A 25112-nucleotide genomic window follows, 5' to 3' on the forward strand; every position below is an offset into this window, starting at 1 on the left:
GCGTGATATAATCAGCGCTAAATTAAGGTAAAAGATAGGAAAATGTATGACTTGGAACAGAGATAGCTGGAGAGAATTTAACATCTTGCAACAACCAACTTATCCAAATTTAAAAGAGCTTAAAGAGGCTGAAGAAAAACTTAAAGCGCTTCCGCCTTTGGTATTTGCTGGCGAGGCTAGAAGTCTTAAAAATGAGCTTGCAAAAGTTTGTAGTGGCGAGGCATTTTTGCTTCAAGGTGGCGACTGCGCTGAGAGCTTTGCAAATTTTGGCGCAAACAACATCAGGGATATGTTTAAAGTACTACTTCAAATGGCGATAGTTTTAACCTTTGGTGGTGGCTGTCCGGTGGTCAAAGTAGGCCGCGTGGCAGGGCAGTTTGCAAAGCCTAGAAGTAGTGACTATGAAGAGGTAAATGGCGTTAAATTGCCAAGCTATAGAGGCGACATCATAAATGGCTTTGAATTTGACGAGCAGGCAAGAGTTCCTGACCCAAAACGCATGATAGAGGCTTACTATCAAAGTGCTTCTACGATGAACTTACTAAGAGCCTTTTCAAGAGGAGGTCTAGCAGATCTTCATCAGGTGCATAAGTGGAATTTAGGCTTTGTTAAAAAGCCAGAGATCGGCGAGAAATACGCAAAACTAGCTGATGATCTAACAAAAACTCTATCTTTCATGGCAGCTTGTGGCATCACTTCAGCAAATACCCCAGCGATAAATCAAACCGCAGTCTATACATCTCACGAGGCACTGCTTTTGCCTTATGAAGAGGCACTAACTAGGGTTGATAGCCTTAGTGGCGAGTGGTATGACTGCTCAGCTCACATGCTTTGGATAGGCGAGAGAACGCGTGGTATAAACGATGCTCATGTGCATTTTTTAAGTGGCGTGAAAAATCCTATCGGTGTAAAGATCGGACCAAGCGCGAAAGCAGAAGATGTCGTCGCGCTTGCAAATAAGCTAAATCCAGAAAATGAAGCTGGCAGGCTAAATGTGATAATCAGAATGGGCGCTGATAAGATCGGCGAAAATTTACCAAAAATTTTAAGAGAGCTAAAGCGCGAGGGACTAAATATCGTTTATAGCATCGATCCGATGCATGGCAACACCGTTAAGACCTCAAACAACTACAAAACTCGTGAATTTAGTAAAATTTTAAGCGAGGTTAGAAGCTTTTTTGAAATTCATAAAGCTGAGGGCACAAGAGCAGGTGGCGTGCATCTTGAGATGACTGGCAAAGATGTGACAGAATGCACTGGTGGCGCGCTAAACATCACTGAAAGCTCGCTAAAAGAGAGATATGAGACGCAGTGCGATCCAAGACTAAATGCTGATCAGGCTTTAGAGCTTGCATTTTTGATGGCTGATCTAGTTAAAAAAGCTTAAAATTTATAAAATTTGGAGAAAAATATGGCAAATATTTATGATCTAATAGTAGTTGGCGGCGGACCTTGTGGTATAGCTAGCGTAGTAGAGGCTAAAAGAAATGGCTTAAGTAATGTTTTGCTCCTTGAAAAAGGCGACAACCACAGCCAAACGATCAGAAAATTTTATAAAGACAATAAACGCGTAGATAAAGAGTATAAAGGGCAAGATAGCACGATACATGGGCTAGTTTCGTTTGAAGATGGCACAAAAGAGAGCACGCTTGATTATTTTGACAAGCTACTTGACTCTGAGAATATCGAGGCGTTTTTTAACTCTGAGGTCGAAAGCGTAAAAAAAGAGGGAGAAATTTTTAAAGTAACTACCTCAAAAGCTGTCTATGAAGCCAAAAACGTGATGGTCTCTATCGGTAAAATGGGGCGACCAAACAAACCTGACTATAAGATCCCGCCATCACTAAATTCAGTTGTAAATTTTAACCTTGATAACTGCACAAACGGCGAAAAAGTGCTAGTTGTGGGCGGTGGCAACTCTGCAGTTGAGTATGCTATCGAGCTTTGTCAGTATAATAAAACTACGATCGCATACAGAAAAGATAAATTTAGCCGTGTAAATGAGACAAATTTAAGCGCACTTTGGGAGCTTGAGAAGCACAATAAGATAAAAGTAAGGCTAAATCACGATATAACCGAGATCGATAATGAATCAGGCAAGGTAAGAGTGCATTATGAAAATGGCAAGATCCGTGTCTATGACAGGGTTGTCTATGCGATCGGTGGCTCAAGTCCGGTTGATTTTTTACAAAAATGTCAGATAAAAACTGATGAGAAAGGCACTCCGATAGTTGATAGCAATTACCAAAGTAGCGTGCCAGGACTATACGTGGGAGGCGACATCGTGCTAAAAAATGGCGGCTCGATAGTAGTCGGACTAAATCACGCTCATAGCGTTATCAAAGACATCTTAAAAGGCAAGGCACAAGCTTGATAAATAAAATCGCACTAGCTATTGTTTGTCTGATAGCTGGCTTTTCTCTCTCGTTTTTGAAATTTCAAAAAGAGGACGAGGCGCCAAAAGATACTAATCAAACGATTTATTCTATAAATTTTGATGATCTCCCCGAAGAAGAGAAGCAAAGATATGTAAGTAAAGACGATCTTTACGAGTATGGCGGCTACATCACGCCAAAGAGCTACATGCAAAATTTTGTTGATGACAAGGATCTAAATTTATCAGACAATGTAAAAGAGCTTCAAGAGCAAGTGCGCGAGCTAAGCAAAAAAAATGAAATTTTAGCCGCTGATAATGTCGATATGAGCGAGAAAAATTTAGACTTCATAAGTAAGATCGCCGAGATGAGAAAAAATAACGAAGATGAAAAAAATGAGATAGTAGAAAAAAATCAAAAGGCTCTTGGCGAGCTTGAGGCGCAACACTTTGAAAATATCCAAGCTTTGACAAAGCGCCTAAATGAAGCGCAAGCTGATATGATAGAGAGCTCAAAGGCTTATGAGAAAAAGATAATCGACCTTGAAAATGCGATAAATGACGCTAGAAATGGCGATGAGAGCAAACTTAAAGATGCCAAGGCCAGCTTTAATAAATTTAAAGAGAGCTTTGAAGCAAACTACACTGCTTTAAAAGAGCAAAATAACGAGCTAAACGCGACACTTGCGCAAAAAGAAGCTCTTATAAAAGAGTATGAAAAAGCTCAAAGTGAAAAAGATAGAGGCGAGAAAAAAGAAATTTTGCTTTTAAAAGAGGAGATCGAGCGAGTTAAAAATGACGCCGACACTCAAAAATTTAGCTACGAAAAAGAGATAAGTGCGCTAAATGATGGCTTTGAGACGCAAAAGAGCGTTATGGAGGATGAGCTTTCTAAAAAGGCAAATAAGATAATTGATCTGCAGGAGGCTCTTGAGTCAAGCAAGACCGCACTAAAAGATAGAATTTACGAGCTTGAAGAGATCAAGAAAAACCTAAACTCAAAAGATCTAATGGCGCAAAGCTATAATGGCAAAAATTTAGAGCTAAATGCCTCGCTTGCGGCACTTCATAAAAGCTTTGATGATCTAAAACAAAAGAGTTTAAAAAGCGAGCAAGAGAACAAGCTTGCAAATGAAAACATAAGCTCGCTTAAAAAAGAGCTTGAGAGGGCAAATGCTCTAAATAAAAAGCTTGAAAAGCAAAATTTAGACGCAAACTCAACTCTAAATGAGCTAAGCAAAAAGCTAAGTTTAAGCGAGGAGAGCCTTAAAAAGAGCCAAGAAGAGCTAAAAGCACTTGATACAAAGACAACTAAATTTATAAAAACGCTATTTGATCAAAACCAAACCATCTCTTTGCAGTCGCAAAAACTTGGCTCAAACGAGGGCGAGCTAAAGAATTTAAGCGCAAAGCTTGATCTAAAAGAAGCAAAGATAAAAGAGCTTGAAGAAAATGTCACAAAGACAAGCCAGATGTTAATCGCCAAGCAAAACGAGCTAGAAACTCAAAAAAGAACGCTAAAGATCGATATGCAAAACTATGAAATTTTGCGCCAGCAGATAAATATGCTACAAAAAAAGATAGTTGATACCTCAACATTTTTAACTGATAATAACAAAAGTGGCGGCAAAAATTTACTAAGCTTGCAAAATGAACTAGAAAATGCAAAGCAAAAGCTAAACGAGAGCAACAAGACGATCGAGCGGCTAAATTCAAAGATAAGTGAGCTAAGCTCGAGCGGTCATAAAGGCGGAGCTGTAAATGCCCAGATCATCGAGCTTCAAAAAGATATTGAGCAAAATTTAAACAGACAAGACGAGCTTGAAAATGAAAATGTAAATTTAAAAAACATCTTACAAGCTACGACAAAGCCTGAAACCCCAACAAAGCTCGTCCTCATCTCTAGCATCGAGTGCGACGATATGGACGCAAAGGACAAAGTGAGCATAATGTGCAAAAACAGAGTGAGCGAGTTTTTACAGAGATTTAACTCAAACTATATGTATGAGATCATCCCGATCGTGGATAAGAAAAATTTTGTCATCCCATCAAATGTCGCTCAAAATATCAAAAAAGATGACCTTGGCAAGCTAAATAACTACGTAAATTACGGCGTTGGCAAGGAGCGTGCAAAGGCTGCGGCTGAGCTTATAAAAGAGGAATTTGGCGACTTTGCAAGGATCAGCTTTAGCTCTGAAGTGATCGTAAAAGATGTGACGCGCGGCTTTATCATCAAGGTTTATAGATGATCTTAGCCCAGCTTGAAAATGGCTATCGCTACAACAGCGATACGCTCGTTCTTTATGATTTTATTTGCGCGAGCTTTGGCGAAATTTCTGGCAGAGTTTTGGACGTTGGAGCAGGGTGCGGGATACTTGGACTTTTGATTAAGCGTGACTTTAAAAAGATAGATCTAAGCATGCTTGATCTTTTGGAGCTAAATAGCGAAATTTCAAGCTTTAACGCAAAGAGCAACTGCTTAGAGGCTAGAGCTATAACGGCTGATTTTGCAAATTTTAAAGATAGTGAGAAATTTGATCTAATCATCTCAAATCCGCCCTTTTATCATGACGGTGTTACAAAAAGCCAAAATGAGCACATAAAAGTTAGTAGATATGCAAGCTCACTAAATTTAAAGGATTTTATAAGAGGCATAAGCGTAAATTTAAAGCCACATAAAAGGGCGTTTTTTTGCTATGCACCAGATGATCTTAGCGAGATAGCAGCTTGCTTAAAAGAGCATAAGTTAAATTTGGTGAGCTTAAAATTTGTCCATACCAAAAAGGATAAGCCAGCAAATTTGGCTTTGCTTGAAGTGCGAAACAACTCAAACTCAAAGCTAAAAGTCCTGCCGCCTCTTGTGATGAGCGAAGATGGCGCGCACACGAAAGAGGCAAGCGAGATATTTAAAAAAGCTGATACAAACAGCGTCTCTTACAAGGAGATAGCGTGAGGGCTGATGGTTTTAGCTATGAGTTTGATCCTAACTTTTGCGAGAGTTGCGGGGGCAAATGCTGCACTGGCGAGAGCGGCTACATCTGGATAGATGAGGGTGAAATTTTAAAATTTTGTGCCGCTTTTGATATGTCAAAAGATGAGTTTGAGAGCAAATTTTTAATACGTGTCGGGCTTAGGCGAAGCATAAAAGAAAAGCCTTATGATGACGGTTTTGCTTGCATATTTTTTGATGAGAAAAATAAAAACTGCTCGGTTTATGAGCTAAGACCTAAGCAGTGCAGGACATTTCCGTTTTGGGATTATTTTAAAAAAAACTTAAAGGAGCTAAGAGCAGAATGCATTGGCGTAAAATTTTAATGATTTTTATAAGCGTATTTTTTAGCACGCATCTGCTTGCAGATGATAACAAAAGTGTAAATTTACGCCTAATGCAAGCTCTCATCTCGCAAGATAGTGGCGATGTAAATGCTAGCATCCAGACCTATCTAGGTCTTTTTAAAGAGACAAATCAAAAGACCTATCTAAAAGAGGCGATCAAGCTAGCATTTGCTACAAAAAATGAAAATTTAGATAGCCTCATGAGTGATGGCGAGAAGAGCTTAAAAGATGATAGCGATTTTATCAGGATCAAGGTTGCAAATTTAGTCAATCTCTCTAAGCTAAACGAGGCAAAAGAGTTGATGCAAGAGCTTGCCACAAAAGAGCCAAACGCTCAAAATTTGCTCATGCTTGGCACTATTTGCATGATGCAAAATGATACGGTAACGGCGCTAAAATACTTTGAAGAGGCATACTCGCTAAAGCCTGAAGAGGAGAATTTACTCCGCATCGTTGATATACTTTTAAACCGCATGGATAATGTAAATGATGCGACAAAATACCTCGAGAAATTCCGTGAAGAGCAGGGCTGCACTCAAAAGACATGCGAGCTTTTGGCTGAAATTTACTCTCAGCAAAGAAATTTCCCAAAGGTGATCGAGCTTTTTGAAGAGATCTACGACATCACTCACGACACCTCTTATCTTGACAAGATCGTGCAGTATTTTGTCTATGCTAAAAATTACAAAGCGGCTATTGAAATTTTGAAAAAATATGGCTACAACGACGCCACGCTGATGGACCTTTACGCTGCTACTGGAAATTTTGGCGATGCATACGTTTTGGCGGTTAAAATTTATAACGATAGCAGGGATCTAAATTTCTTAGCAAAGGCCGCCATCTACGAGTACGAGATGAATAAAGATAGCCTAGATGAGAAAAAGATCACTGATATCTTAGATAAATTTGAAGCAAGCGTGCCAAAGCTTAATAACGATATGTTTTTTAACTACTATGGCTACTTACTCATTGACCACGAGATAGACCCTAGAAAGGGCGTGGAGATGGTGCAAAAAGCACTTGAGATATCGCCAGACTCGCCTTACTACGAGGACTCGCTAGCGTGGGGGTACTTCAAGCTTGGCGAGTGCAAAAAGGCAAAGGGCATAATGAGCCACGCGATGAAAGATGTTGATTTTAGGACTTCAAAAGAGGCAAAAGAGCACCTGCATCTAATCGAACGCTGCATAATAAATTTAAACAAAAGGCTTAAAAAATGATACTTGATGAGATCATAAAAAAGACAAAAGAGGATCTAAAAAAGCGAAAAGCTGACTATCCGCAGGAGTGGCTGGGCCGCTCGCTCGCATACAACCCATACGTGCCAAGAGACGTTTTGGACGCACTTAGATCAAGTAAAGATGAGCCTATAAAGATCATAGCCGAGATAAAAAAAGCAAGTCCAAGCAAAGGCGTGATAAGAGAGGACTTCGAGCCGATCAAGATCGCTCAGGAGTACGAGCAGTACGCAAATGCTTTTAGTATCCTAACAGAGCCTCACTGGTTTAAAGGCAACATAGAGTATATCACGCAGGTTCGCCGCTACGCTTCAAGGCCTATCCTACGAAAAGACTTTATCGTTGATAAGTATCAAATTTTAGAAGCGCTTGTTTATGGGGCGGACTTTATCCTGCTCATAGCCAAAGCTCTAACTCAAGGCGAGCTAAAAGAGCTACTTGAGTACGCGCACCACTTGGGGCTTGAGGTCTTAGTAGAGACCCATGACGCGAGCGATGTGAAAAAGGCGGTCTTTGCAGGAGCAAATATAATAGGGATAAATCATAGAAATTTAGATGATTTTACGATGGATATGAGCCTTTGCGAGAAGCTTGTGCCGCTTTTGCCAAATGGCAAGATAATAGTCGCTGAAAGCGGACTTTACGAGCATGAGCAGCTTCGCGAGCTAAGCAAGATCGGAGTTGATGCCTTCTTGATAGGAGAGCATTTTATGAGGCAAGATGATATAAAAAATGCCGTTAAAAAGATAAAGGAGGGCGAGTGATGCAGCACCTTTGTGCCCCTTGGAGAAGCGAGTATTTCAGCGCAAAAAAAGATAGTTGTGTCTTTTGCGAGGTCATAAATTCAAAAGAGGACGATGAGAAAAATGGCGTGCTTTTTCGTGCCAAGCACTGCTTTGGGATCATGAATTTATACCCGTATTCGCCAGGTCACTTTATGATCATACCAAATCACCACACCGACAAGATCGAGGAGCTTGACGAGCAGACGTGGTTTGAGATGAGTAAATTTGTAAGGCTTGGGGTTGAAATTTTAAAGCGCGAGCTTCACGCGCAAGGCGTAAATATCGGTATGAATTTAGGCAAAGCAGCAGGCGCTGGCATAGCTGAGCACGTGCATTATCACCTTGTGCCAAGGTGGAGTGGGGATACAAATTTCATCACAACGATCGCCGATGTCAGGGTAAATGGCACGCCGTTTCATCCGCTTTATCAAAAGCTAAAAAAGGCTTTTAGTGGCGTTATTTGAGCTTGATATAGAGCAGTGGCTTGAAAAAAGAGGCGAGTTTGAAGTCCTGATAGACGCTAGATCGCCTCACGAGTATGCCTACTCGCATATAAAAGATGCTCTAAATTTATACGCACTTGATGACGCTGAGCACAAAGAGGTAGGCACGATCTACAAAAGTGACAGGGCCCTAGCCAAGAGCCTTGGCGCAAAATACATCTGCAAAAATTTACAAAATATCATCGATGAGGTCTATAAAAGGGCTAAGGTTGGCTCAGCAGTTGGGATCTACTGCGCAAAGGGCGGACTTAGATCAAGCTCGGTTGCCTATGTACTAAGCATGATCGGATATAGAATTTATAGATTAAATGGCGGCTATAAGGCTTATAGAAACCATGTTTTGGAGTTTTTAGAGCGCCCTTTAAGCACGAAATTTATCACTCTTTTTGGCAACACTGGCTGCTATAAAAGTAAGCTAATAAGGGCACTCTCGCCGTCAATCGACCTTGAAGCGATGGCAAATCACTTAGGCTCAGTCTTTGGCGCGATAAACGGCGCACAGCCTAGCCAAAAAAGCTTTGAAGATGCGCTCTTTGAAAAGCTCATCACGCTAAAAGATCAAATTTGCTTTATCGAGGGCGAGAGTAGAAGGATCGGCTCGCTAACACTTCCAAAAAGCCTTTATGAGGCGATGCGTTGCGGCATCTGTGTTGAGGTTAGTGCGAGCTTGGAAAATAGAATTTCATGCATCACAAGCGATTATAAAAGCGTTGATAAAGCTTTTTTTGATGAGTGTATAAAGAAAATTTCACCCTTCATCGACAAAGAGGCTAGAGATGAGGCGGTGGCTAAATTTAACGAAAACGACATCGCCAAAGTGGCTGAAATTTTACTCACAAAATACTACGATAAAGTCTATAAGAAAAATGAAAACATTGATGTTTTTTTAAGCTCTGACGACTTCGAAGAGGCTGTAAAAAAGCTAAATTTGATGAGATCCGAGGCTAAATTTTAAATCCTTTTGGCGCTTTGTTTGAGGGTAAATTTCACCTCTAAATTTAGCTTTTTATAGCTAGCTAAAATTTACTTTTAAATTTAAGATAGATCGTTTTTGTACTTAAAAATGGCTTATTTTAAGGCTGTTTTTAAATTGCTAGATAAAATTTCTTGTCATTTTTGTGAAATTTCTGGTTAAATTTATCTGTTTTTATCTGGGATTGGATTGGCTGGATTGGCGCCCCTCTATTTTTTAAATTTTGCTCTAAATTTGTCAAATTTATCAAAATACTAAAAATAATATGCATAAATATATGTAAAATATTTTGTATTTTTCACTTTTTTAACTCAAATTTTTTTCAAAAAATTTAAGATAACGCCCAAATTTCGCTAAAAAGTTAAAATGGATTTAAAATGCTTTGGGATATAATTTGCGATAAATTTATCAAAAGGCTAAAGTGATGATAAAACAAATTTCTGGTTCACAGATGATAAGCGAAGCCTTGCACGAAGAGGGCGTTGAGATAGTTTTTGGCTATCCTGGCGGTGCAGCTTTAAATATCTACGACGAGACATATAAACAAACTTATTTTAAGCACGTCTTGGTTCGCCACGAGCAAGCAGCCGTTCACGCGGCCGATGGATACGCTAGGGTTAGTGGTAAAGTTGGCGTTGCTTTTGTGACAAGTGGCCCTGGCTTTACAAATGCAGTCACAGGCCTTGCAACAGCTTATAGCGATAGTATTCCGATTGTGCTTATAAGCGGTCAAGTACCAACATTTATGATCGGTACAGATGCTTTTCAAGAGATCGATGCGGTCGGCATTTCACGCCCCTGTGTTAAGCATAACTTTTTAGTAAATAGCGTCGAGGAGCTGCCTCGCATCATAAAAGAGGCCTTTTACATCGCAAGATCAGGCCGCCCAGGACCAGTTCACATCGACATCCCAAAAAATATCACATCAAAGCTTGGCGACTTTGTATATCCAAAAGAAATTTCTATCCCAAGCTACAAGCCGACCTACAAAGGCAACTCTAAGCAGATAAAAAAAGCAGCAGCTGCGATAAATGAGGCCAAAAGGCCGCTTCTTTACATAGGCGGCGGCGCGGTCGCGTCAAATGCTAGTGAGATCATCCGTAAATTTATGCAAAAAACTGGCATTCCAGCAGTCGAAACGCTGATGGCTCTTGGCGTGCTTGATGCAAAAGATGAGCTAAACTTAGGCATGGCGGGCATGCACGGCAGCTACGCTTCAAATATGGCTCTTAGCGAGTGCGACCTTCTTATCTCGCTGGGAGCTAGGTTTTGCGACAGGGTCACTGGCAGAACGGACGAATTTGCAAAACATGCAAAGATCATCCACGTAGACATCGACCCAAGCTCTATTTCAAAGATCATAAACGCGCACTATCCGATAGTTGGTGACCTTACAAACGTGCTAAGCGAGCTTTATGAAGAGGTGAAAGGTGAGCCTAAAAACTATGTGCCTTGGAGAGAAATTTTAGATAGATATCAAAAGCTAAATCCGCTTGGCTACACAGATAGCGACAAGGTCTTAAAGCCTCAATGGGTGGTTGAAGAGACCGCAAAGATAGCAGGCCCCGAGGCAATCATCTCGACAGACGTCGGCCAGCACCAAATGTGGGTGGCGCAGTTTTATCCATTTAACCGTGCAAGGCAGTTTGTCACAAGCGGCGGCCTTGGCACGATGGGATACGGCCTCCCTGCGGCGATCGGTGCAAAGTGCGCTATGCCTGATAATTTAGTCATAAATTTCACAGGCGACGGCTCGATACTTATGAATATCCAAGAGCTAATGACCGCTTATGAGACAAATGTCCCTGTCATAAACATCATCTTAAACAACAACTTCCTTGGCATGGTGCGCCAGTGGCAGACATTTTTTTATGAAAAGCGCTACTCATCGACTGACCTTAGCTTGCAGCCTGATTTTACAAAGATCGTTGAGGGATTTGGTGGCGTTGGCTTTGTTTGCAAGAGCAAAGATGAGTTTAAAAAGGCTTTAAAAGAGGCGATCAAGAGTAAAAAATCAGCACTTATCGACGTGAGGATCGACCGCTTTGAGGACGTGCTTCCTATGGTTCCAGCAGGGGCTGCGATTTATAATATGATATTAAAGAGCAAGGAAGAAAAATGAGTATCAGAAGAACGATTTCGGTTATAGTTTTAAATGAACATGGCGTTTTAGCTAGGATTTCTGGACTTTTTGCGGGCAGGGGCTACAACATCGACACGCTCACAGTCGCTCCGATACCTGAGAGCAACTTCTCAAGGCTAAGCATCGTCACAAGCGGCGATGAGAGGGTTTTAGAGCAGATCGTAAAACAGCTTCACAAGCTAATCCCAACATATAAAGTCATAGAAAGTGGCGAATTTGTCGAAAAAGAGATGGCTCTTGTGAAAATCCCGCTTGGTGAAAATTTTGCTGGTCTTGAGGCGATACTAAAGACATATAATGGCATCGTCACAAATACAAACGAAAACTACATCGTCGTCATGGTGGCTGACGATGCGAGCAGGATAGAGAGCTTTTTAAAGTCAATAAAGAAATTTAACCCAGTTGACGTCGTACGCGGCGGATCTGTGATAATGGATATATGATGAAACTAAGTGAAATAGCCTTAAAAGTAAACGCTACTTTTAGCGGGGAAGACCTGGAAATTTTTGCTCTAAATTCTTTAAAAAATGCAAATAAAGCTGAGCTAACATACTGCGATGGCGAGAAAAATGCCAAATTTATAAGCACTTCAAACGCTGGAGCTATCTTGGTAACAAAATCGCTTTTGGACCTAGTGCCAGCTGGCATGGTAGCGCTTGTGTGCGACAACCCGCATCTTGCATTTGCCATCCTTAGCAAAGAGTACGCAAAGCCGCTTTTTTGCGAGCCAAAACCATCAAATATCGCCCAGAGCGCAACTATCATGCCAAATGTCTATATAGGCTCAAACGTGAGCGTGGGCGAAAACACGATAGTGATGGCTGGGGCGTTTTTGGGTGATAATGTAACTATCGGCAAAAACTGCATCATCCACCCAAACGTCGTCATCTATAATGACTGCGTCATCGGTAACGAGTGCCACCTGCTAGCAAACTGCGTCATTGGCAGCGACGGCTTTGGCTATGCGCATACAAAAACTGGCGAGCATGTGAAAATTTATCACAATGGCAACGTTGTTTTGGGCGATTTTGTCGAGATCGGCGCTTGCACGACGATAGATCGTGGAGTTTTTGAAAGCACGATGATCGCAAATTACACAAAGATAGACAATCTCGTTCAAATAGGCCACAACTGCGAGCTTGGAAATGGCTGCCTCATCGTCTCACAAACTGGACTTGCTGGCTCAACAGTGCTGGGCAGAAATGTCGTCATGGGCGGACAAAGTGGCTCAGCTGGCCACGTAAAAGTGGGCGACTTTGCGCAGATCGCTGCACGTGGAGGCGTTAGTAAAGACCTGCCTGGCGGCAAAAAATACGCTGGGGCTTATCCGATAATGGAGCTTTCAGAGATGTTCAAAATCCAGGCTAAGATGATTAGATTTTTTAGAAAAACTAAAAATTGTAATAACGTAGCTAGAATATCATCATAAAGAAAAAATAACTTCAAATTTACTTGGCAGGTTGGATCAACTTGCCAAGCCTCGCATAAATTTAACTAATATCCTTATTTGATCTGTAATAAAATATAAAAAATAGCACACAAAGCATCGCTATAAAGGTAAAAACTATCAATGTGCCATCTTTAAATGAGCTTAAAAACATGCCATTTGTATTCATACCAAAAAAGCCAGTGATGAAATTTAACGGTAAAAATAGCGCCGAAAGTAGCGTTAAAAGGTAGATATTTTTGTTTATCTTGTCGTTTTTAGCGCTCTGTATAAATGTATAGATGTCTTCGACCCTGCAGGCATATTCGTTGGCTATGGTCTTAAAGACACTTGCTTCGTGGATGCTGTTTTTAAGCTCTTTTTTTAACCCTTGCTGCTCACTTTGGCAGATAGCAAGTGCTTCGTAAAAGTGCGAAATACTATTTTGAAATTTTCTGATCTCATACTTTAAAAAGTGGTGTCTTTTTATAAATTTGTCAAAATTTTTCTGACTTGCATAAATTTTCTCATATTCATTTAGCTCGTCTTGGTGCTCTAAAATTTTATTTGCAAATTCATTGCAAAGTCCCTTAAGAGCAGCTTCAAACATATCTTTATCACACTCATGATCAAAGTCTTCTTTATAAATTTTGCCGTCCTTAAATAAAAATTTAAAAACTTGCTTTTGTGACGGCGAGATGAGAGTGATGTAGTCAAATGCATCTCCATAAAAATATCCACAAACCACGTTTTTATAGCTCATCTGCGCTCCTTTTTGCGTAGAAATTTCGCTTAAATTTAGCAAATTCGCCGACCTCGATCGCATCTCTCATCTCTTTCATTAAATTTAGATAGTAGTGCAGGTTGTGAAGGCTTGCTAGTCTAAAAAATGTTAGCTCCCTTGCCTTAAAAAGGTGGTTTAGATAGCCTCTTGAGTAGCGCTTACAGGTGTAGCACTGGCAAGCTGGGTCTATCGGCGCGTGGTCGTTTATAAATTTGGCTGATTTTATATTTATCTTGCCAAAGCTAGTAAAAAGCGTGCCGTTTCTTGCGTTTCTTGTTGGCATAACGCAGTCAAACATATCAACGCCGCGTTCGACATTTTCGACTAGGTCCTCTGGCGTGCCAACGCCCATTAGATAGCGAGGTCTAAGCTCATCCATAAATGGCATAACCGCCTCAACCGTGTCATACATCGCCTCATTGCTCTCGCCAACGCTTAGCCCTCCTATAGCAAGGCCGTCAAATGGCATCTGATTTAAGGCTTCAGCGCAAAATTTACGTGCCTCATAGTCGGTGCCACCTTGAACGATACCAAAGATATTTTGCTCTAAGCCAACGCCCTTGCTTTGCATAAATTTGTGGTAATCAATCGCCTCTTTTGCCCACTTTATCGTTCGTTTTATGCTTAGATCTATCCTTTTTGGCTCAGCTGGCAAGGCGACTAGATCATCAAGTATCATCATGATGTCGCTGCCAAGCTCATACTGCGTATCAAGGACGGATCTTGGAGTGAAGTAGTGCGTGCTGCCGTCGATGTGGCTCTTAAATTTTATCCCGCCATCGTCATTTTTGGTGTTTGACCTAAGCGAAAATGCCTGAAATCCTCCGCTATCAGTTAAAAACGAGCGATCAAATTTAGAAAATCCGTGAAGCCCGCCAAACTCACGCACGACCTTACTGCCAGGGCGCAGATACATGTGGTAGGTGTTTGCTAAGATTATCTTTGCGTCTAAAATTTCACTCATATCAAAGGCATCTAAGCTTTTAACTGCGCCAACCGTGCCAACTGGCATAAAAACTGGCGTTTGTATCACGCTGTGAGCGGTTGTTAGGACGCCGCGCCTTGCGTTGCCATCTTTTTTTATAACTTCAAATTTCATCTAAGTCCTTAAAATTTTTGATTTTTTATTTTAACAAAATTTATAATATAATCCAGAAATTTTAAGGCAAAGGAACTTTTTGCAAAAAAGAAATGATATCGTTTTTACCGAAGCAAATGGCACTGCGACCATAAAATTTGCAGGTGAGTTTAGCTACAAAGACGCAAAAAATTTACAAAGCATTTTTAAAAAAATCCAAAAGCTTAACGGCAATGTTAAATTTGACTTTAGCGAGCTAAAGAGCATTGATTACGCCGTTTTGATCCTTTTAAAAAACACGCTAAATGGCAAGAAATTTGAGATCATTACAAATGATGAGAAGATAAAGGCGATGAGCGATCTTTTAAATGACGAGAAGATCGACTTTAACTATATGCCGCCTCACAATAGCCTAAATTTCTTCTCACGCTTAGGAGAGAAAATTTGCGAGGGATTTGTAAATTTGCTTGAGTTTGGCTCGTTTTTGGGCGAATTTTTGATAAAGAGTGTGAGGATTTTATTTAATCCCGCAAATTTAAGGTTTAGAGAATTTAGCAACTACATAAAAGATGGTGGCGTAAATGCCGTTTTCATCGTCTCGCTCACCGCTTTTTTGATAGGCGTCGTGCTTGCTTATCTTGGTAGTGCGATGCTTGCAAGCTTTGGGGCAAGTATATTTATAGTTGAGATCATGGGCATGCTAACGCTTAGAGAGGTCGCACCGCTCATCGCTGCTATCGTCGTTGCGGGCAGGTCGGCCTCCAGTTTTACCGCTCAAATTGGCGCTATGAAGCTAACTGAGGAGATAGACGCGATGAAGACGATGGGCTTTGAACCTTTTAACTTCTTGGTGCTGCCACGCATCATCGCTATGGTGCTTTGCGTGCCTGTCATCATCTTTATAGCTGATAGCATAAGCATTTTAGGACAGATGATCATTTGCCAAACTATTCTTGATATCAGCTTTAGCGACTATCTAAATAGATTTCGCGAGATGGTCGAGCTTAGGCACTTTGCTGTTGGCATGATAAAGGCTCCGTTTTTTGGCGCGGTGATAGCGATCATTGGCTGCATGAGGGGATTTGGCGTTAGTCAAAACGCCCAAAGTCTTGGAGCGATGACAACCGTTAGCGTTGTAAATGCGATATTTTGGGTCATTGCGCTTGATGCATTTTTCGCGATAATTTTTATGTGGCTAAAGATATGAACGAGATAATAGTTGGAAAAAACATAACGACAAGTTATGGCGACAAGATAATGCACGATAATGTGAGCTGGAGCGTCAAAGAGGCTGAAATTTACGGCTTTTTAGGCGGTAGTGGCGCTGGTAAAACGACGCTTATGAAGACGATGATATATCTAAAAAAGCCAAGCAAGGGCGATATATTTTTTGATGGCGTCAATATGTGGAAAAGTAGCCAACAAGAACAACAAGAGATAAAGCTAAAAAGTGGGACGATGTTTCAGTTTGGAGCGCTTTATAGCTCGATGACGATCCTTGATAACGTAGGCGTTTTGCTTCATGAGTACTCTAAATTTAACAAGCGCCAGATCGATGAGATAGCGATGTTTTGGATACAAAAGGTGGGGCTTAAAAAAGAGGTCTCAATGCTCTATCCAAGCGAGCTAAGTGGCGGTATGAAAAAGCGTGCTGCACTTGCAAGAGCCTTGGTGCTAAGTCCAAGAGTGCTATTTTTAGATGAGCCAAACAGCGGCCTTGATCCTGTTAGCTCGCGGCAGATGGACGCGCTCATAAAAGAGCTTCGTGATAGCATCGGCGTAACTGTCGTCATGGTGACGCATGATGCGGATAGCATTTTTGATATTTTGGATAGATTTTTGATAATAGATAACAAAAAAATAGCCTTTGAGGGAGATATAAAAGAGCTTGAGCATCTTGAAAACAACCCACTTGAAGAGCTATTTAAAATGAGGAAAAAGTAGATGGAAAATAGAAATTCTTATACCATTGTCGGCATGTTTTTCATAGCCTGCCTTACAGCATTTGCTATATTTATCTGGTGGATGACTAGCAAAAATAATACAAAGGTTGATTTTAAGGAGTATTACATCCACACAAGCGAGCTGCCAAGCGGACTAAAGGTTGATTCTACGGTTAAATTTATCGGCGTGCCAGCTGGAAGCGTTAGCGATATAAATTTTGTCGATGATAAAAACGCTCTTATAAACATCACGATGAAGATAAGAGAGGACCTGCCTATCAAGGCTGATAGCGTGGCTAGCATAGAAGTTCAGGCTATTAGCGGTGTGGCAAGTATAAATATAAGCCGAGGCACGAAGGATTTTAAACCAGGCGATAAACCTATCTTAAAGCTTGAAGAGAGCCTTCTTTCAAAGCTTGGAAACAACGCTGAGAACATCACTTTAAAGATAAATCAAACCCTTGATAAGGTTGATGGCTTTTTCTCAGCTGAAAATATCTCTCACATCGAGTCAATCCTAAGAAATATCGATAAATTTACTCAGGTTTTAACCGATGAAAATGGTCTAAGCGAGGTTGATAGTATCGTTAAAAATGTAAAAAATTTCACTGATAGCCTAAACAAAACAGACACAAAAGAGCTTGCTAAAAATTTAAACACGCTAATCGCAAGCGCAAATTCAGTTTTCAAATCAGCAAATTCGGCTGTCACTGGATATAGCTCGCTTCAAGATATCATCACTCAAAAGGTAAAAAACGGCGAGTATGACCTTAGAAACACGGTCTCTCCGCTGCTTAGAGAGGCCAGCGAGTTTTTAAATGGATTTGACAAGACGCTACGTGAGTTTAGAGGCGCGCTTCAAAGACTTGAGGACAACCCTTATGAGTTTTTCTTCACAAATCCAGTGCCAAATGACAAAGGAGATAAAAAATGAGAAATTTAATCTTTCTAGCGGCTACATTTTTATTTTTTGGTTGCTCGCTAAAGACCGACGTGCCAGTGGCAACTATGTATGAAATTCACTACTCAAACAAAGAGTGCTCAGCTGAAAACAAGCAAAAAGAGCTAAAAAATGTCTTCATAGAAAACGTAAGCGCCCTTGATATGGTCGATACCAGAAAGATACTAATCGTCGCTGAAAACAATAAGATAAGATACCTGAGCGATGCTAAATTTGTCTCTGAGCCAAGCGAGATGATCTATAAGTCGCTCGTAAAAGGACTTTACTCAAACTGCGCTGCAAAGCCGATATTTTCACCAAATGCAAAGGATCTTAGGCTAAAAGTTAGCATTATCTCACTTCAAATAAGAGGCGACAAGGCCGAAGTTTCGCTAGCGTATGAGCTATTTAACGCAAACACCTCGCTAAAATCAGGCATGATCACAAAAGAAATTTTCTGCCCAGACCCAAGCTCAAGTACCATTTTTGAGACGATAAATAAGGCTGCAAATTCAGCTATCGATACTTTAATCTCTGAAATAATCTACTAAAATTTTCTTAAATTTTTTGGCTGTGAAAGCTTAAATTTACAGCCAAAAATAGCTTATTTTAAAGACCTTTTGTTATAATGCGGCTTTAAAATACGGAGAATTAATGAAGAGAATTTTAATAATCGCTGGTGGAGCTTTTGCAAGAAATTTTTTAGATAGACTTCTTGGAGCAAAATCAAATTTACACCACTACATCGTTGTTTCAAATGAAGATCACAGCCAAAAGGCAAATTACGAAAATTTCACATTTTATCAGTTTGATCCAACTAGTCTTTCAAAGCTAAAGAGCATAAGTGATGGCTATTTTAGCCAGTTTTGTATCGTAAGTGAGAACAAAAATGAAGCGGTTGCTGTTTATGAAAATTTAAGACAGATCAGCACAAAGACTGAGACCATTTTTATGAACTCGTGGGAGCTTGATGAAAAGTGCAAGGAGACTTTTGCAAGCGATAAGCATTTAAGCGTGGTTGATATAAGAGATATCGCAGCTTCTAGGCTCATGGACTATCTGCCAGACATGCCTGTATATGCTGATAATATCGGCTTTAGCGAGGGCGAGATCATGGAGGTGAAGGTACCTATTGGCAGCTCATATATGTATCGCCATGTAAGCTCGATCGCTCAAAAAAGATGGCGGATAGCGCTCATTTACAGGGGCGCTGAGATCATCTTGCCAAAGCCAAACACAATGATCCAGCCAAGCGATATCTTGCTAATCGTTGGCGATCCAAACGTGCTTCAAAACGTTTATCGCTCAATAAAACGCGAGAGTGGGCAGTTTCCAAGTCCGTTTGGTAGCAACATCTACACGCTAATCGACATGAGATCAATGAGCAAAGAGCGAGTTAGCAAACTCATAAAAGATAGCTTATATGTGCATTCAAAGCTAAATAACAAACGCCTTATCTTTAGAGTGATAAACCCAACTTTAGGCGAAAATTTAGAGACGCTAAAGGCGATAAAAGAGAAAAACATCCTTGTTTTGATGGATTATTTTAATAGCGATAATAAATCGATAAAAGATGACGTTTTAAAACACGACATCGGACTGATCATAAGCGACAATAGATACTTTTTTAAATTTCAAAAGCTATTTTATGAGCTTAAAATCCCAGTGCTAAAAACGGGCAAAATTTTACTCTCAAATATAAAAGAGGGCGTGATACTAGGCGATCAAAGCCAAGAGGTGGAAAATCAATCAGCTATCATTACAGACTGCTGCGCGCAGCTTGATTTGGAGATGAGATTTTACTATTTTGATAACAAACATAGCGACGATGAGGCGTTAAAAGAGCACTTTGAGAGCATTAGCACGCTCTTTTCAAAGCGCATAAAGATAGAAAATCACAGCCTCAAAAACCCGCTAGTGAAGCTAAAAGGCACAAATGATCTGCTTCATTTTGTGATGTTTAGCAAGAGCGTGGCAAATGGCAGCGCTTTTGCCTTTTTATCGACAAATTTAAATAGACTTTATAAAAAACTAAGCCAAAACGCACAGCTTTTTGTGCCAGTAAGTGAGTAGAAAATGCAGATAAATTTAAACCTTAAGGAAAAGGCGTCAAGCTATAAAATTTATATAAACGAACTTGAGAGATTAGAGCTAAAGGGCAAGGTCGGCATCGTCACAAACGCCAAAGTGGCGGGGCTTCACCTTGAAAAGCTACTTAGCGTTTTAAAGTGCGATGAGAAATTTATCATAAGCGTGCCAGACGGCGAGGAGTATAAAAACTTAACAACGATAGAGCAAATTTTAGAGCAGCTTTTTGTTAGTAAATTTGACCGCTCATCTACGCTCATAGCTCTTGGCGGTGGCGTCATCAGCGATATGACTGGCTTTGCGGCAAGCATATATGAAAGAGGGATAAACTTCATTAATATCCCAACCACGCTTTTAGCGCAAGTTGATGCTAGTGTGGGTGGAAAAACAGGCGTAAATAACAAATTTGGCAAAAACTTAATAGGCTCATTTTATCAGCCAAAGGCAGTTTTTTGTGAGATAAATTTCTTAAAAACATTACCAAAGAGAGAATTTGCAGCTGGCGTGGCAGAGGCTTTAAAGATGGCTGTGACATTTGATAAAGAGATGTTTAACTGGCTAAAGAGCATAAATTTAGACGATGAAAACTTAGCAAAGCTAGTTGAAAAATCAATAAATTTAAAGGCTAGAGTGGTCGAGCAAGATGAGAAAGAAAATGGGCTAAGAGCCATCCTAAACTACGGTCATACCTTTGCTCACGTCATCGAAAACGAGACAAACTACAAAGAATTTTTACACGGCGAAGCGGTGGCGATAGGTATGAATATGGCAAATCGCCTAAGCGTTAGACTGGGTCTCATGAGCGAGGCGCAGGCAGAGGAGATAAGGCAGGTATTGGTGAAATTTGATCTGCCTGTAAGCTATAAAATAGAAAATGAATATGCATTTTACGAGGCGTTTTTTATGGATAAAAAGACAAAAGGTGATAAGATAAATTTCATAATCGCAGATAAAATCGGCAGTGCGTTCATCAAAAATGACGTCAAAAAAGAGGACGTTTTAGAAACTTTGAGAGAATTTAAATGAAAAAGATCCTAGTTTTTTTAGTTGTTTGCTTTGCACTTTACGCTGAAGAGAACGCCACGCTTGAGCAAAATGTCTCACAAAATTTACAAAATAGCGAGCTTATAAAAGAAATTTCAAACTTAGATAACTCCCTAAAAAACAACATCTGGATCACAAGATACGCCAACTACAACACCTATCAAAAGCTTCTTGATGAGCTAGAGCAAAATGAAAATGAGCTTAAAAAGCTCGATAAAGGCTCAAAAAGAGGTGGCGATCTCATAAAGAGAAGTCAAACCCTAAAAGAGCAGATAAATTTGCTAAAAGAGTATGAGAAAACGCCATTTTCAAATATGCTAGCAGCCCCAGAAATGGAGACACCACCTAGGATAAATAGCCCAGTGGCGCTAGTATCTGGCTTTTCATACATCAAAAAGATAAGAAGCGACAAGATCGAGTACCAAAGGCACATCAAAGAGCTTGACACCTTGCTTGAGAAGCTTGAAGCAAAAGAGAATTTGCTAAATAGGCTAAATTTGATAGATGACAGCGAGCAAAATAGAGCAAGTCTAAACCTTGCAAAGCAAGAGATAGGCGACTTCAAAGCGGCAAAACAGATCGCTGATACCACTTATAGCGTCTATGAAAAAAGGGCAGATGAAGCGGTAAATATGACGACATCTGACATCAAGGCTCAGTTTTTAAGCATGGGCTACACAGCCATCGTCATCCTTTTAACGATCGGACTAACATTTATCGCTAAATTTATCGTTAAAAGAACAATCACGGATAACGAGAGATTTTACACGGTCAATAAATTCTTAAACGTACTAAACATCACCGTTATCATCATAATTTTGCTCTTTTCATACATCGAAAACGTCACATATCTAGTAACCGTGCTAGGTTTTGCCTCAGCTGGTATTGCCATCGCGATGAAAGATATGTTTATGAGTATGCTTGGCTGGATGGTTATCATGTTTGGTGGCACGATCCACGTGGGAGATCGCGTCAGGGTCTATCACGACGGTAGCGAATTTGTGGGCGATGTGATAGACATTTCGCTGCTTCGCTTAACTGTTTTTGAAGACGTTAGCTACTCGACCTATAAGACAAACCGCCGTGCAGGTAGGATTATTTTTGTGCCAAATAACTACATCTTTACAGACCTCATCGCAAACTACTCACACTACGGCATGAAGACCGTTTGGGACGGCATAGATGTCGTGATAAGCTTTGATAGTAATCACAAAAAGGCCGCCTATCTAGCAAAAAATATAGTAAAAAAATATTCAAAAGGCTACACTGACATCGCAAAACGTCAGATGAACAAGCTAAGAAGCCAGTACAGCATCAAAAATCCAAACGTAGAGCCAAGAATTTATACATTTTTTGAGCCTTACGGTATAAATATCTCATGCTGGTTTATGTCAAACTCATACGCCACACTCGCTCTTAGAAGCACGATAAGCGCTGAGATAATTGAGGCATTTTTGGCTCACGATGATATAAAGATAGCTTACCCAACACAAACTATGTTTATAGGTAAAAAAGAAACGCCAAGCGATCACGTAGCTCACGCCGAGCAAGAGGGCGAAAATATCTAATGCAAAAGATATTTTTTAAAACATTTGGATGCCGCACAAACATCTATGACACCGAGCTTTTAAAGAGCTACATCAAAGACTACGAGATCACAAATGACGAAGAGGTCGCTGATATCGTCGTGATAAACTCATGCACCGTGACAAACTCGGCTGATAGCGGCGTTAGAAACTATATAAACGGCGTAAAAAGACGTGGCGCAAAGGTTATACTAACAGGGTGTGGCGCAGTTAGCAAGGGCAAAGAGCTGTTTGCAAGCGGCGTTTTTGGCGTGCTAGGAGCTAGTAAAAAGAGCGATCTAAACGAGCTTTTAAAACAAGAAAAGCCATTTTTTGAGCTTGGAAATTTAAACTCAGTCGATAAAAACATCGTCACAAACTACGAAAATCACACAAAGGCCTTTATAAAAATTCAAGAAGGCTGCAACTTTAACTGTAGCTACTGCATCATCCCATCAGTGCGCGGCAGAGCTAGGAGCATGGATGAGGCAATGATACTAAAAGAAGCTAGAATTTTAGCTCAAAATGGCTATAATGAGCTCGTTCTAACTGGCACAAACATAGGCAGCTACGGCAAAGATACAAATAGCTCTCTTGGCAAATTGCTAGCAAATTTAGGCAAAATTTCAGGCATCAGACGCATAAGACTTGGCAGTATCGAGCCAAGCCAGATAGATGAGAGCTTTAGAGAAATTTTAAAAGAGGAATGGCTGGAGCGTCATCTTCACATCGCACTTCAGCACACTAGCGAGGCGATGCTGAAGATCATGCGCAGGCGAAACAACGCATTTAGCGACTTAGAGCTTTTTAATGAGCTTAGCTCCCTTGGTTTTGCTTTAGGGACTGACTATATCGTGGGTCATCCAGGTGAGAGTGAAGAAATTTGGGCAGAAGCGGTGGAAAATTTCAAGAAATTTCCTATCACGCATTTGCACGCTTTTGTCTATTCGCCTAGGCGTGATACGCACTCAGCAACGCTAAAAAGCGATGTAAGTGGCGATGTGGCAAAGGCAAGGCTGAAAGTTTTACAAGGCATTGCTTTTACAAACAATGAAAATTTTAGAAAAAAACAAAATGAGACTTTAAAAATTTTAGTCGAGCAAAAAAACGGCGACTTTTACGAGGGCTTTGATCAGTTTTACAACAAAGCTAAAATTTCTAGTCAAAACGACATAACAAAAGAGTGGTTGGAGGTAAGCGAATATGAAATTAAGCCAGATGCCAATTATGCAAAAATTTAAATTTAACAAGAAAAATATCCTGATAATAGCCGCTATGGCTCTGATAATAGCGCTACTTTTTGCTGTGAGCAAAGAACCACGAAACATCACCTACTCGCAATATCTGCAGCTAATGGATGGAAATTTCATCGATAAAGCGGTCATCGACGAAGATGAGGTTATCCTCTATGCGCAAAATAACCGCTTTGCCATCATAAAAGAGGGCATAGACATAAAAGAGCTTATCAAAAAGGTCCCAGTCGAGCGAAGCGTGCAGTATATCACGCCTGGCATGGTTTGGGGAAGCATCATCTTTGTTTGTCTTGTACTTTGGTATGCATATATTTTTAGGGCTATCAAGAAAAAAGAGGAGAGCCTTTTAAGCAAAAAAGACGGCGCTTTTGAGATAGAAAGCGTGCTAAATCAAAATGCGATGCCAGTCATCTCAAACGTGAGATTTAGCGATGTAGCGGGCATTAGCGAGGTCAAAAGCGAGCTTAGTGAGATAGTTGATTTTCTTAAAAATCCACAAAAATATAGAAATTTTGGTATCAAAATGCCAAAAGGCGTGCTAATGATCGGCCCTCCAGGCGTTGGCAAGACGCTTGTGGCAAAGGCAGTCGCTGGCGAGGCAAATGTGCCGTTTTTTTACCAAAATGGCGCAAGCTTTGTGCAAATTTACGTCGGCATGGGCGCAAAAAGAGTTAGAGAGCTCTTTAGCAGAGCCAAATCCTACGCACCATCAATCATCTTTATCGACGAGATAGACGCCGTTGGCAAGAGCAGGGGTGGCACTAGAAACGACGAGCGAGAAGCCACGCTAAATCAGCTACTAACCGAGATGGACGGCTTTGAGGATAACTCAGGCGTCATCGTCATAGCCGCAACAAATAGGATCGAGATGATCGACGAGGCGCTACTTAGATCAGGGCGTTTTGATAGGCGTATATTTTTATCAATGCCTGATTTTAACGACAGGGTGGCGATCCTAAACACATATCTAAGAGATAAAAACTGCGAAGTGTCAGCCGAGGATATCGCTAGGATGAGCGTTGGCTTTTCTGGTGCGGCACTTAGCACGCTTGTAAATGAAGCAGCGATAAATGCCCTAAGAAACGGCGAAAGCGTGCTTAGGATGAGGGATTTTGAGGCTGTTTTAAACAAGGTCTTGCTCGGCAAGAAAAAGGTGTTAAGCTACAGCGAGAGCGAGAAGAAAATTCAAGCCATCTACCAAGGTGCAAAGGCGCTAAGTGCTTACTGGTTTGATGTGAAATTTGAAAAAATTTCGCTCATTGAAGACCGCTTTATGGCGACTGAGCAAGAGATCGAGTCAAAGTCGCAGATGCTCTCACGAATAAAGGTTTTAATCTCTGGCATGTGCAAGCTCGAGATAGATGAGAACGATATCTTTTCAAACTCAAGCAACGATCTAAATTTAGCAAAAGAGATCGCCTCAAAGATGGTTTATGAGTATGGCATGGGAAATTCTTTCGTGCCAAATCCAAACGATGTGGAAGAAATTTTAAAACAAGCAAAAGATGAGATAATGTCCTTTTTAAAGGGCACGAACGAGCAGATCGCAAGGATAAGCTCATATCTGCTTGCTTATGAGAGCGTAGATAAAGAGACGCTTGCTAAAATTTTAAACGAAAACTACTAATAAAGGAGAAAA

The 25112-nt window shown here is 40.6% G+C and carries 23 protein-coding genes; 21 read left to right on the top strand and 2 right to left on the bottom strand.

What is annotated here, in order from left to right:
- Window positions 1-46 precede the first annotated feature (46 nt).
- From HMPREF1019_RS00765 to lpxD, 12 genes are all read left to right on the top strand, one after another.
- Window positions 47-1387 carry a class II 3-deoxy-7-phosphoheptulonate synthase gene (locus tag HMPREF1019_RS00765; protein WP_009293764.1) on the top strand — a complete coding sequence of 447 codons (1341 nt, stop codon included), beginning with the start codon at window positions 47-49 and terminating at the stop codon, window positions 1385-1387.
- Window positions 1388-1411: 24 nt separating this feature from the next.
- On the top strand, window positions 1412-2374 hold the full coding sequence (locus HMPREF1019_RS00770) for an NAD(P)/FAD-dependent oxidoreductase (protein WP_002942343.1): 963 nt from the start codon (window positions 1412-1414) through the stop codon (window positions 2372-2374).
- On the top strand, window positions 2371-4623 hold the full coding sequence (locus HMPREF1019_RS00775) for a vesicular transport factor Uso1p (RefSeq protein WP_009293765.1): 2253 nt from the start codon (window positions 2371-2373) through the stop codon (window positions 4621-4623). The genes HMPREF1019_RS00770 and HMPREF1019_RS00775 overlap by 4 nt, the downstream gene beginning before the upstream one ends.
- On the top strand, window positions 4620-5327 hold the full coding sequence (locus HMPREF1019_RS00780) for a tRNA1(Val) (adenine(37)-N6)-methyltransferase (RefSeq protein ID WP_009293766.1): 708 nt from the start codon (window positions 4620-4622) through the stop codon (window positions 5325-5327). Before HMPREF1019_RS00775 ends, HMPREF1019_RS00780 begins: the two co-directional genes overlap by 4 nt.
- Complete coding sequence (locus HMPREF1019_RS00785; protein ID WP_009293767.1) at window positions 5324-5689, top strand: YkgJ family cysteine cluster protein; 366 nt, start codon at window positions 5324-5326, stop codon at window positions 5687-5689. The genes HMPREF1019_RS00780 and HMPREF1019_RS00785 overlap by 4 nt, the downstream gene beginning before the upstream one ends.
- Complete coding sequence (locus HMPREF1019_RS00790; protein WP_181000039.1) at window positions 5689-6930, top strand: tetratricopeptide repeat protein; 1242 nt, start codon at window positions 5689-5691, stop codon at window positions 6928-6930. The genes HMPREF1019_RS00785 and HMPREF1019_RS00790 overlap by 1 nt, the downstream gene beginning before the upstream one ends.
- Window positions 6927-7712, top strand: coding sequence for an indole-3-glycerol phosphate synthase TrpC (gene trpC / locus HMPREF1019_RS00795; protein WP_009293769.1), 786 nt, complete (start codon window positions 6927-6929; stop codon window positions 7710-7712). The genes HMPREF1019_RS00790 and trpC overlap by 4 nt, the downstream gene beginning before the upstream one ends.
- The gene (locus HMPREF1019_RS00800) at window positions 7712-8197 is read left to right on the top strand and encodes an HIT family protein (protein WP_002942290.1); all 486 of its coding nucleotides are present in this window, start codon (window positions 7712-7714) and stop codon (window positions 8195-8197) included. Before trpC ends, HMPREF1019_RS00800 begins: the two co-directional genes overlap by 1 nt.
- Window positions 8184-9191, top strand: a complete 1008-nt coding sequence (gene mnmH, locus HMPREF1019_RS00805; RefSeq protein ID WP_009293770.1) for a tRNA 2-selenouridine(34) synthase MnmH — start codon at window positions 8184-8186, stop codon at window positions 9189-9191. Before HMPREF1019_RS00800 ends, mnmH begins: the two co-directional genes overlap by 14 nt.
- A gap of 445 nt (window positions 9192-9636) precedes the next feature.
- Window positions 9637-11331, top strand: coding sequence for an acetolactate synthase large subunit (locus HMPREF1019_RS00810; RefSeq protein WP_232210160.1), 1695 nt, complete (start codon window positions 9637-9639; stop codon window positions 11329-11331).
- Between the two features lie 2 nt (window positions 11332-11333).
- A complete protein-coding gene (gene ilvN, locus HMPREF1019_RS00815) occupies window positions 11334-11795 on the top strand; it encodes an acetolactate synthase small subunit (protein WP_223155267.1) in 462 nt (153 codons plus the stop codon).
- On the top strand, window positions 11795-12781 hold the full coding sequence (gene lpxD, locus HMPREF1019_RS00820; RefSeq protein ID WP_009293773.1) for a UDP-3-O-(3-hydroxymyristoyl)glucosamine N-acyltransferase: 987 nt from the start codon (window positions 11795-11797) through the stop codon (window positions 12779-12781). The genes ilvN and lpxD overlap by 1 nt, the downstream gene beginning before the upstream one ends.
- A 61-nt stretch (window positions 12782-12842) precedes the next feature.
- Here the strand turns inward: lpxD and HMPREF1019_RS00825 are convergent, their stop codons facing one another.
- Entirely contained in the window at window positions 12843-13541 is a 699-nt protein-coding gene (locus tag HMPREF1019_RS00825; RefSeq protein WP_009293774.1) for a CorA family divalent cation transporter, read from the bottom strand.
- Window positions 13531-14661 (bottom strand): tRNA guanosine(34) transglycosylase Tgt, encoded by a 1131-nt coding sequence (gene tgt / locus HMPREF1019_RS00830; RefSeq protein ID WP_009293775.1) that lies wholly within the window; start codon window positions 14659-14661, stop codon window positions 13531-13533. The genes HMPREF1019_RS00825 and tgt overlap by 11 nt, the downstream gene beginning before the upstream one ends.
- 79 nt (window positions 14662-14740) lie before the next feature.
- On the opposite strand from tgt, the gene HMPREF1019_RS00835 reads away from it, so the two are divergent.
- The 9 genes from HMPREF1019_RS00835 (at window position 14741) to HMPREF1019_RS00875 (ending at window position 25100) form a co-directional block, all read left to right on the top strand.
- On the top strand, window positions 14741-15847 hold the full coding sequence (locus HMPREF1019_RS00835; protein ID WP_009293776.1) for an MlaE family ABC transporter permease: 1107 nt from the start codon (window positions 14741-14743) through the stop codon (window positions 15845-15847).
- Window positions 15844-16584, top strand: coding sequence for an ABC transporter ATP-binding protein (locus HMPREF1019_RS00840; protein WP_009293777.1), 741 nt, complete (start codon window positions 15844-15846; stop codon window positions 16582-16584). Before HMPREF1019_RS00835 ends, HMPREF1019_RS00840 begins: the two co-directional genes overlap by 4 nt.
- Window positions 16585-17517 (top strand): MlaD family protein, encoded by a 933-nt coding sequence (locus tag HMPREF1019_RS00845; RefSeq protein ID WP_002940905.1) that lies wholly within the window; start codon window positions 16585-16587, stop codon window positions 17515-17517.
- Window positions 17514-18074: an ABC-type transport auxiliary lipoprotein family protein gene (locus tag HMPREF1019_RS00850; RefSeq protein WP_009293778.1), complete on the top strand. Its 561-nt coding sequence runs from the start codon at window positions 17514-17516 to the stop codon at window positions 18072-18074. Before HMPREF1019_RS00845 ends, HMPREF1019_RS00850 begins: the two co-directional genes overlap by 4 nt.
- 103 nt (window positions 18075-18177) lie before the next feature.
- Complete coding sequence (locus HMPREF1019_RS00855) at window positions 18178-19596, top strand: COG3400 family protein (protein WP_009293779.1); 1419 nt, start codon at window positions 18178-18180, stop codon at window positions 19594-19596.
- Window positions 19597-19599: 3 nt separating this feature from the next.
- Entirely contained in the window at window positions 19600-20637 is a 1038-nt protein-coding gene (gene aroB, locus HMPREF1019_RS00860) for a 3-dehydroquinate synthase (RefSeq protein ID WP_009293780.1), read from the top strand.
- On the top strand, window positions 20634-22223 hold the full coding sequence (locus HMPREF1019_RS00865; protein ID WP_009293781.1) for a mechanosensitive ion channel domain-containing protein: 1590 nt from the start codon (window positions 20634-20636) through the stop codon (window positions 22221-22223). The genes aroB and HMPREF1019_RS00865 overlap by 4 nt, the downstream gene beginning before the upstream one ends.
- A complete protein-coding gene (gene mtaB / locus HMPREF1019_RS00870) occupies window positions 22223-23461 on the top strand; it encodes a tRNA (N(6)-L-threonylcarbamoyladenosine(37)-C(2))-methylthiotransferase MtaB (protein ID WP_009293782.1) in 1239 nt (412 codons plus the stop codon). The genes HMPREF1019_RS00865 and mtaB overlap by 1 nt, the downstream gene beginning before the upstream one ends.
- Window positions 23448-25100: an ATP-dependent metallopeptidase FtsH/Yme1/Tma family protein gene (locus tag HMPREF1019_RS00875; protein ID WP_034901193.1), complete on the top strand. Its 1653-nt coding sequence runs from the start codon at window positions 23448-23450 to the stop codon at window positions 25098-25100. The genes mtaB and HMPREF1019_RS00875 overlap by 14 nt, the downstream gene beginning before the upstream one ends.
- Window positions 25101-25112 lie beyond the last annotated feature (12 nt).

This window comes from Campylobacter sp. 10_1_50 (genome assembly GCF_000238755.1).
Classification (GTDB): Bacteria; Campylobacterota; Campylobacteria; order Campylobacterales; family Campylobacteraceae; genus Campylobacter_A; species Campylobacter_A concisus_R.

Coding starts and splice junctions, on each gene's coding strand:
- HMPREF1019_RS00825 (WP_009293774.1), bottom strand. CDS start 13,541: ATGAGCTATAAAAACGTGGTTTGTGGATATTTTTATGGAGATGCATTT.
- HMPREF1019_RS00850 (WP_009293778.1), top strand. CDS start 17,514: ATGAGAAATTTAATCTTTCTAGCGGCTACATTTTTATTTTTTGGTTGC.
- HMPREF1019_RS00840 (WP_009293777.1), top strand. CDS start 15,844: ATGAACGAGATAATAGTTGGAAAAAACATAACGACAAGTTATGGCGAC.
- mtaB (WP_009293782.1), top strand. CDS start 22,223: ATGCAAAAGATATTTTTTAAAACATTTGGATGCCGCACAAACATCTAT.
- HMPREF1019_RS00845 (WP_002940905.1), top strand. CDS start 16,585: ATGGAAAATAGAAATTCTTATACCATTGTCGGCATGTTTTTCATAGCC.
- HMPREF1019_RS00855 (WP_009293779.1), top strand. CDS start 18,178: ATGAAGAGAATTTTAATAATCGCTGGTGGAGCTTTTGCAAGAAATTTT.
- lpxD (WP_009293773.1), top strand. CDS start 11,795: ATGAAACTAAGTGAAATAGCCTTAAAAGTAAACGCTACTTTTAGCGGG.
- HMPREF1019_RS00780 (WP_009293766.1), top strand. CDS start 4,620: ATGATCTTAGCCCAGCTTGAAAATGGCTATCGCTACAACAGCGATACG.
- HMPREF1019_RS00770 (WP_002942343.1), top strand. CDS start 1,412: ATGGCAAATATTTATGATCTAATAGTAGTTGGCGGCGGACCTTGTGGT.
- HMPREF1019_RS00875 (WP_034901193.1), top strand. CDS start 23,448: ATGCAAAAATTTAAATTTAACAAGAAAAATATCCTGATAATAGCCGCT.
- HMPREF1019_RS00865 (WP_009293781.1), top strand. CDS start 20,634: ATGAAAAAGATCCTAGTTTTTTTAGTTGTTTGCTTTGCACTTTACGCT.
- trpC (WP_009293769.1), top strand. CDS start 6,927: ATGATACTTGATGAGATCATAAAAAAGACAAAAGAGGATCTAAAAAAG.
- aroB (WP_009293780.1), top strand. CDS start 19,600: ATGCAGATAAATTTAAACCTTAAGGAAAAGGCGTCAAGCTATAAAATT.
- tgt (WP_009293775.1), bottom strand. CDS start 14,661: ATGAAATTTGAAGTTATAAAAAAAGATGGCAACGCAAGGCGCGGCGTC.
- HMPREF1019_RS00800 (WP_002942290.1), top strand. CDS start 7,712: ATGCAGCACCTTTGTGCCCCTTGGAGAAGCGAGTATTTCAGCGCAAAA.
- HMPREF1019_RS00790 (WP_181000039.1), top strand. CDS start 5,689: ATGATTTTTATAAGCGTATTTTTTAGCACGCATCTGCTTGCAGATGAT.
- HMPREF1019_RS00765 (WP_009293764.1), top strand. CDS start 47: ATGACTTGGAACAGAGATAGCTGGAGAGAATTTAACATCTTGCAACAA.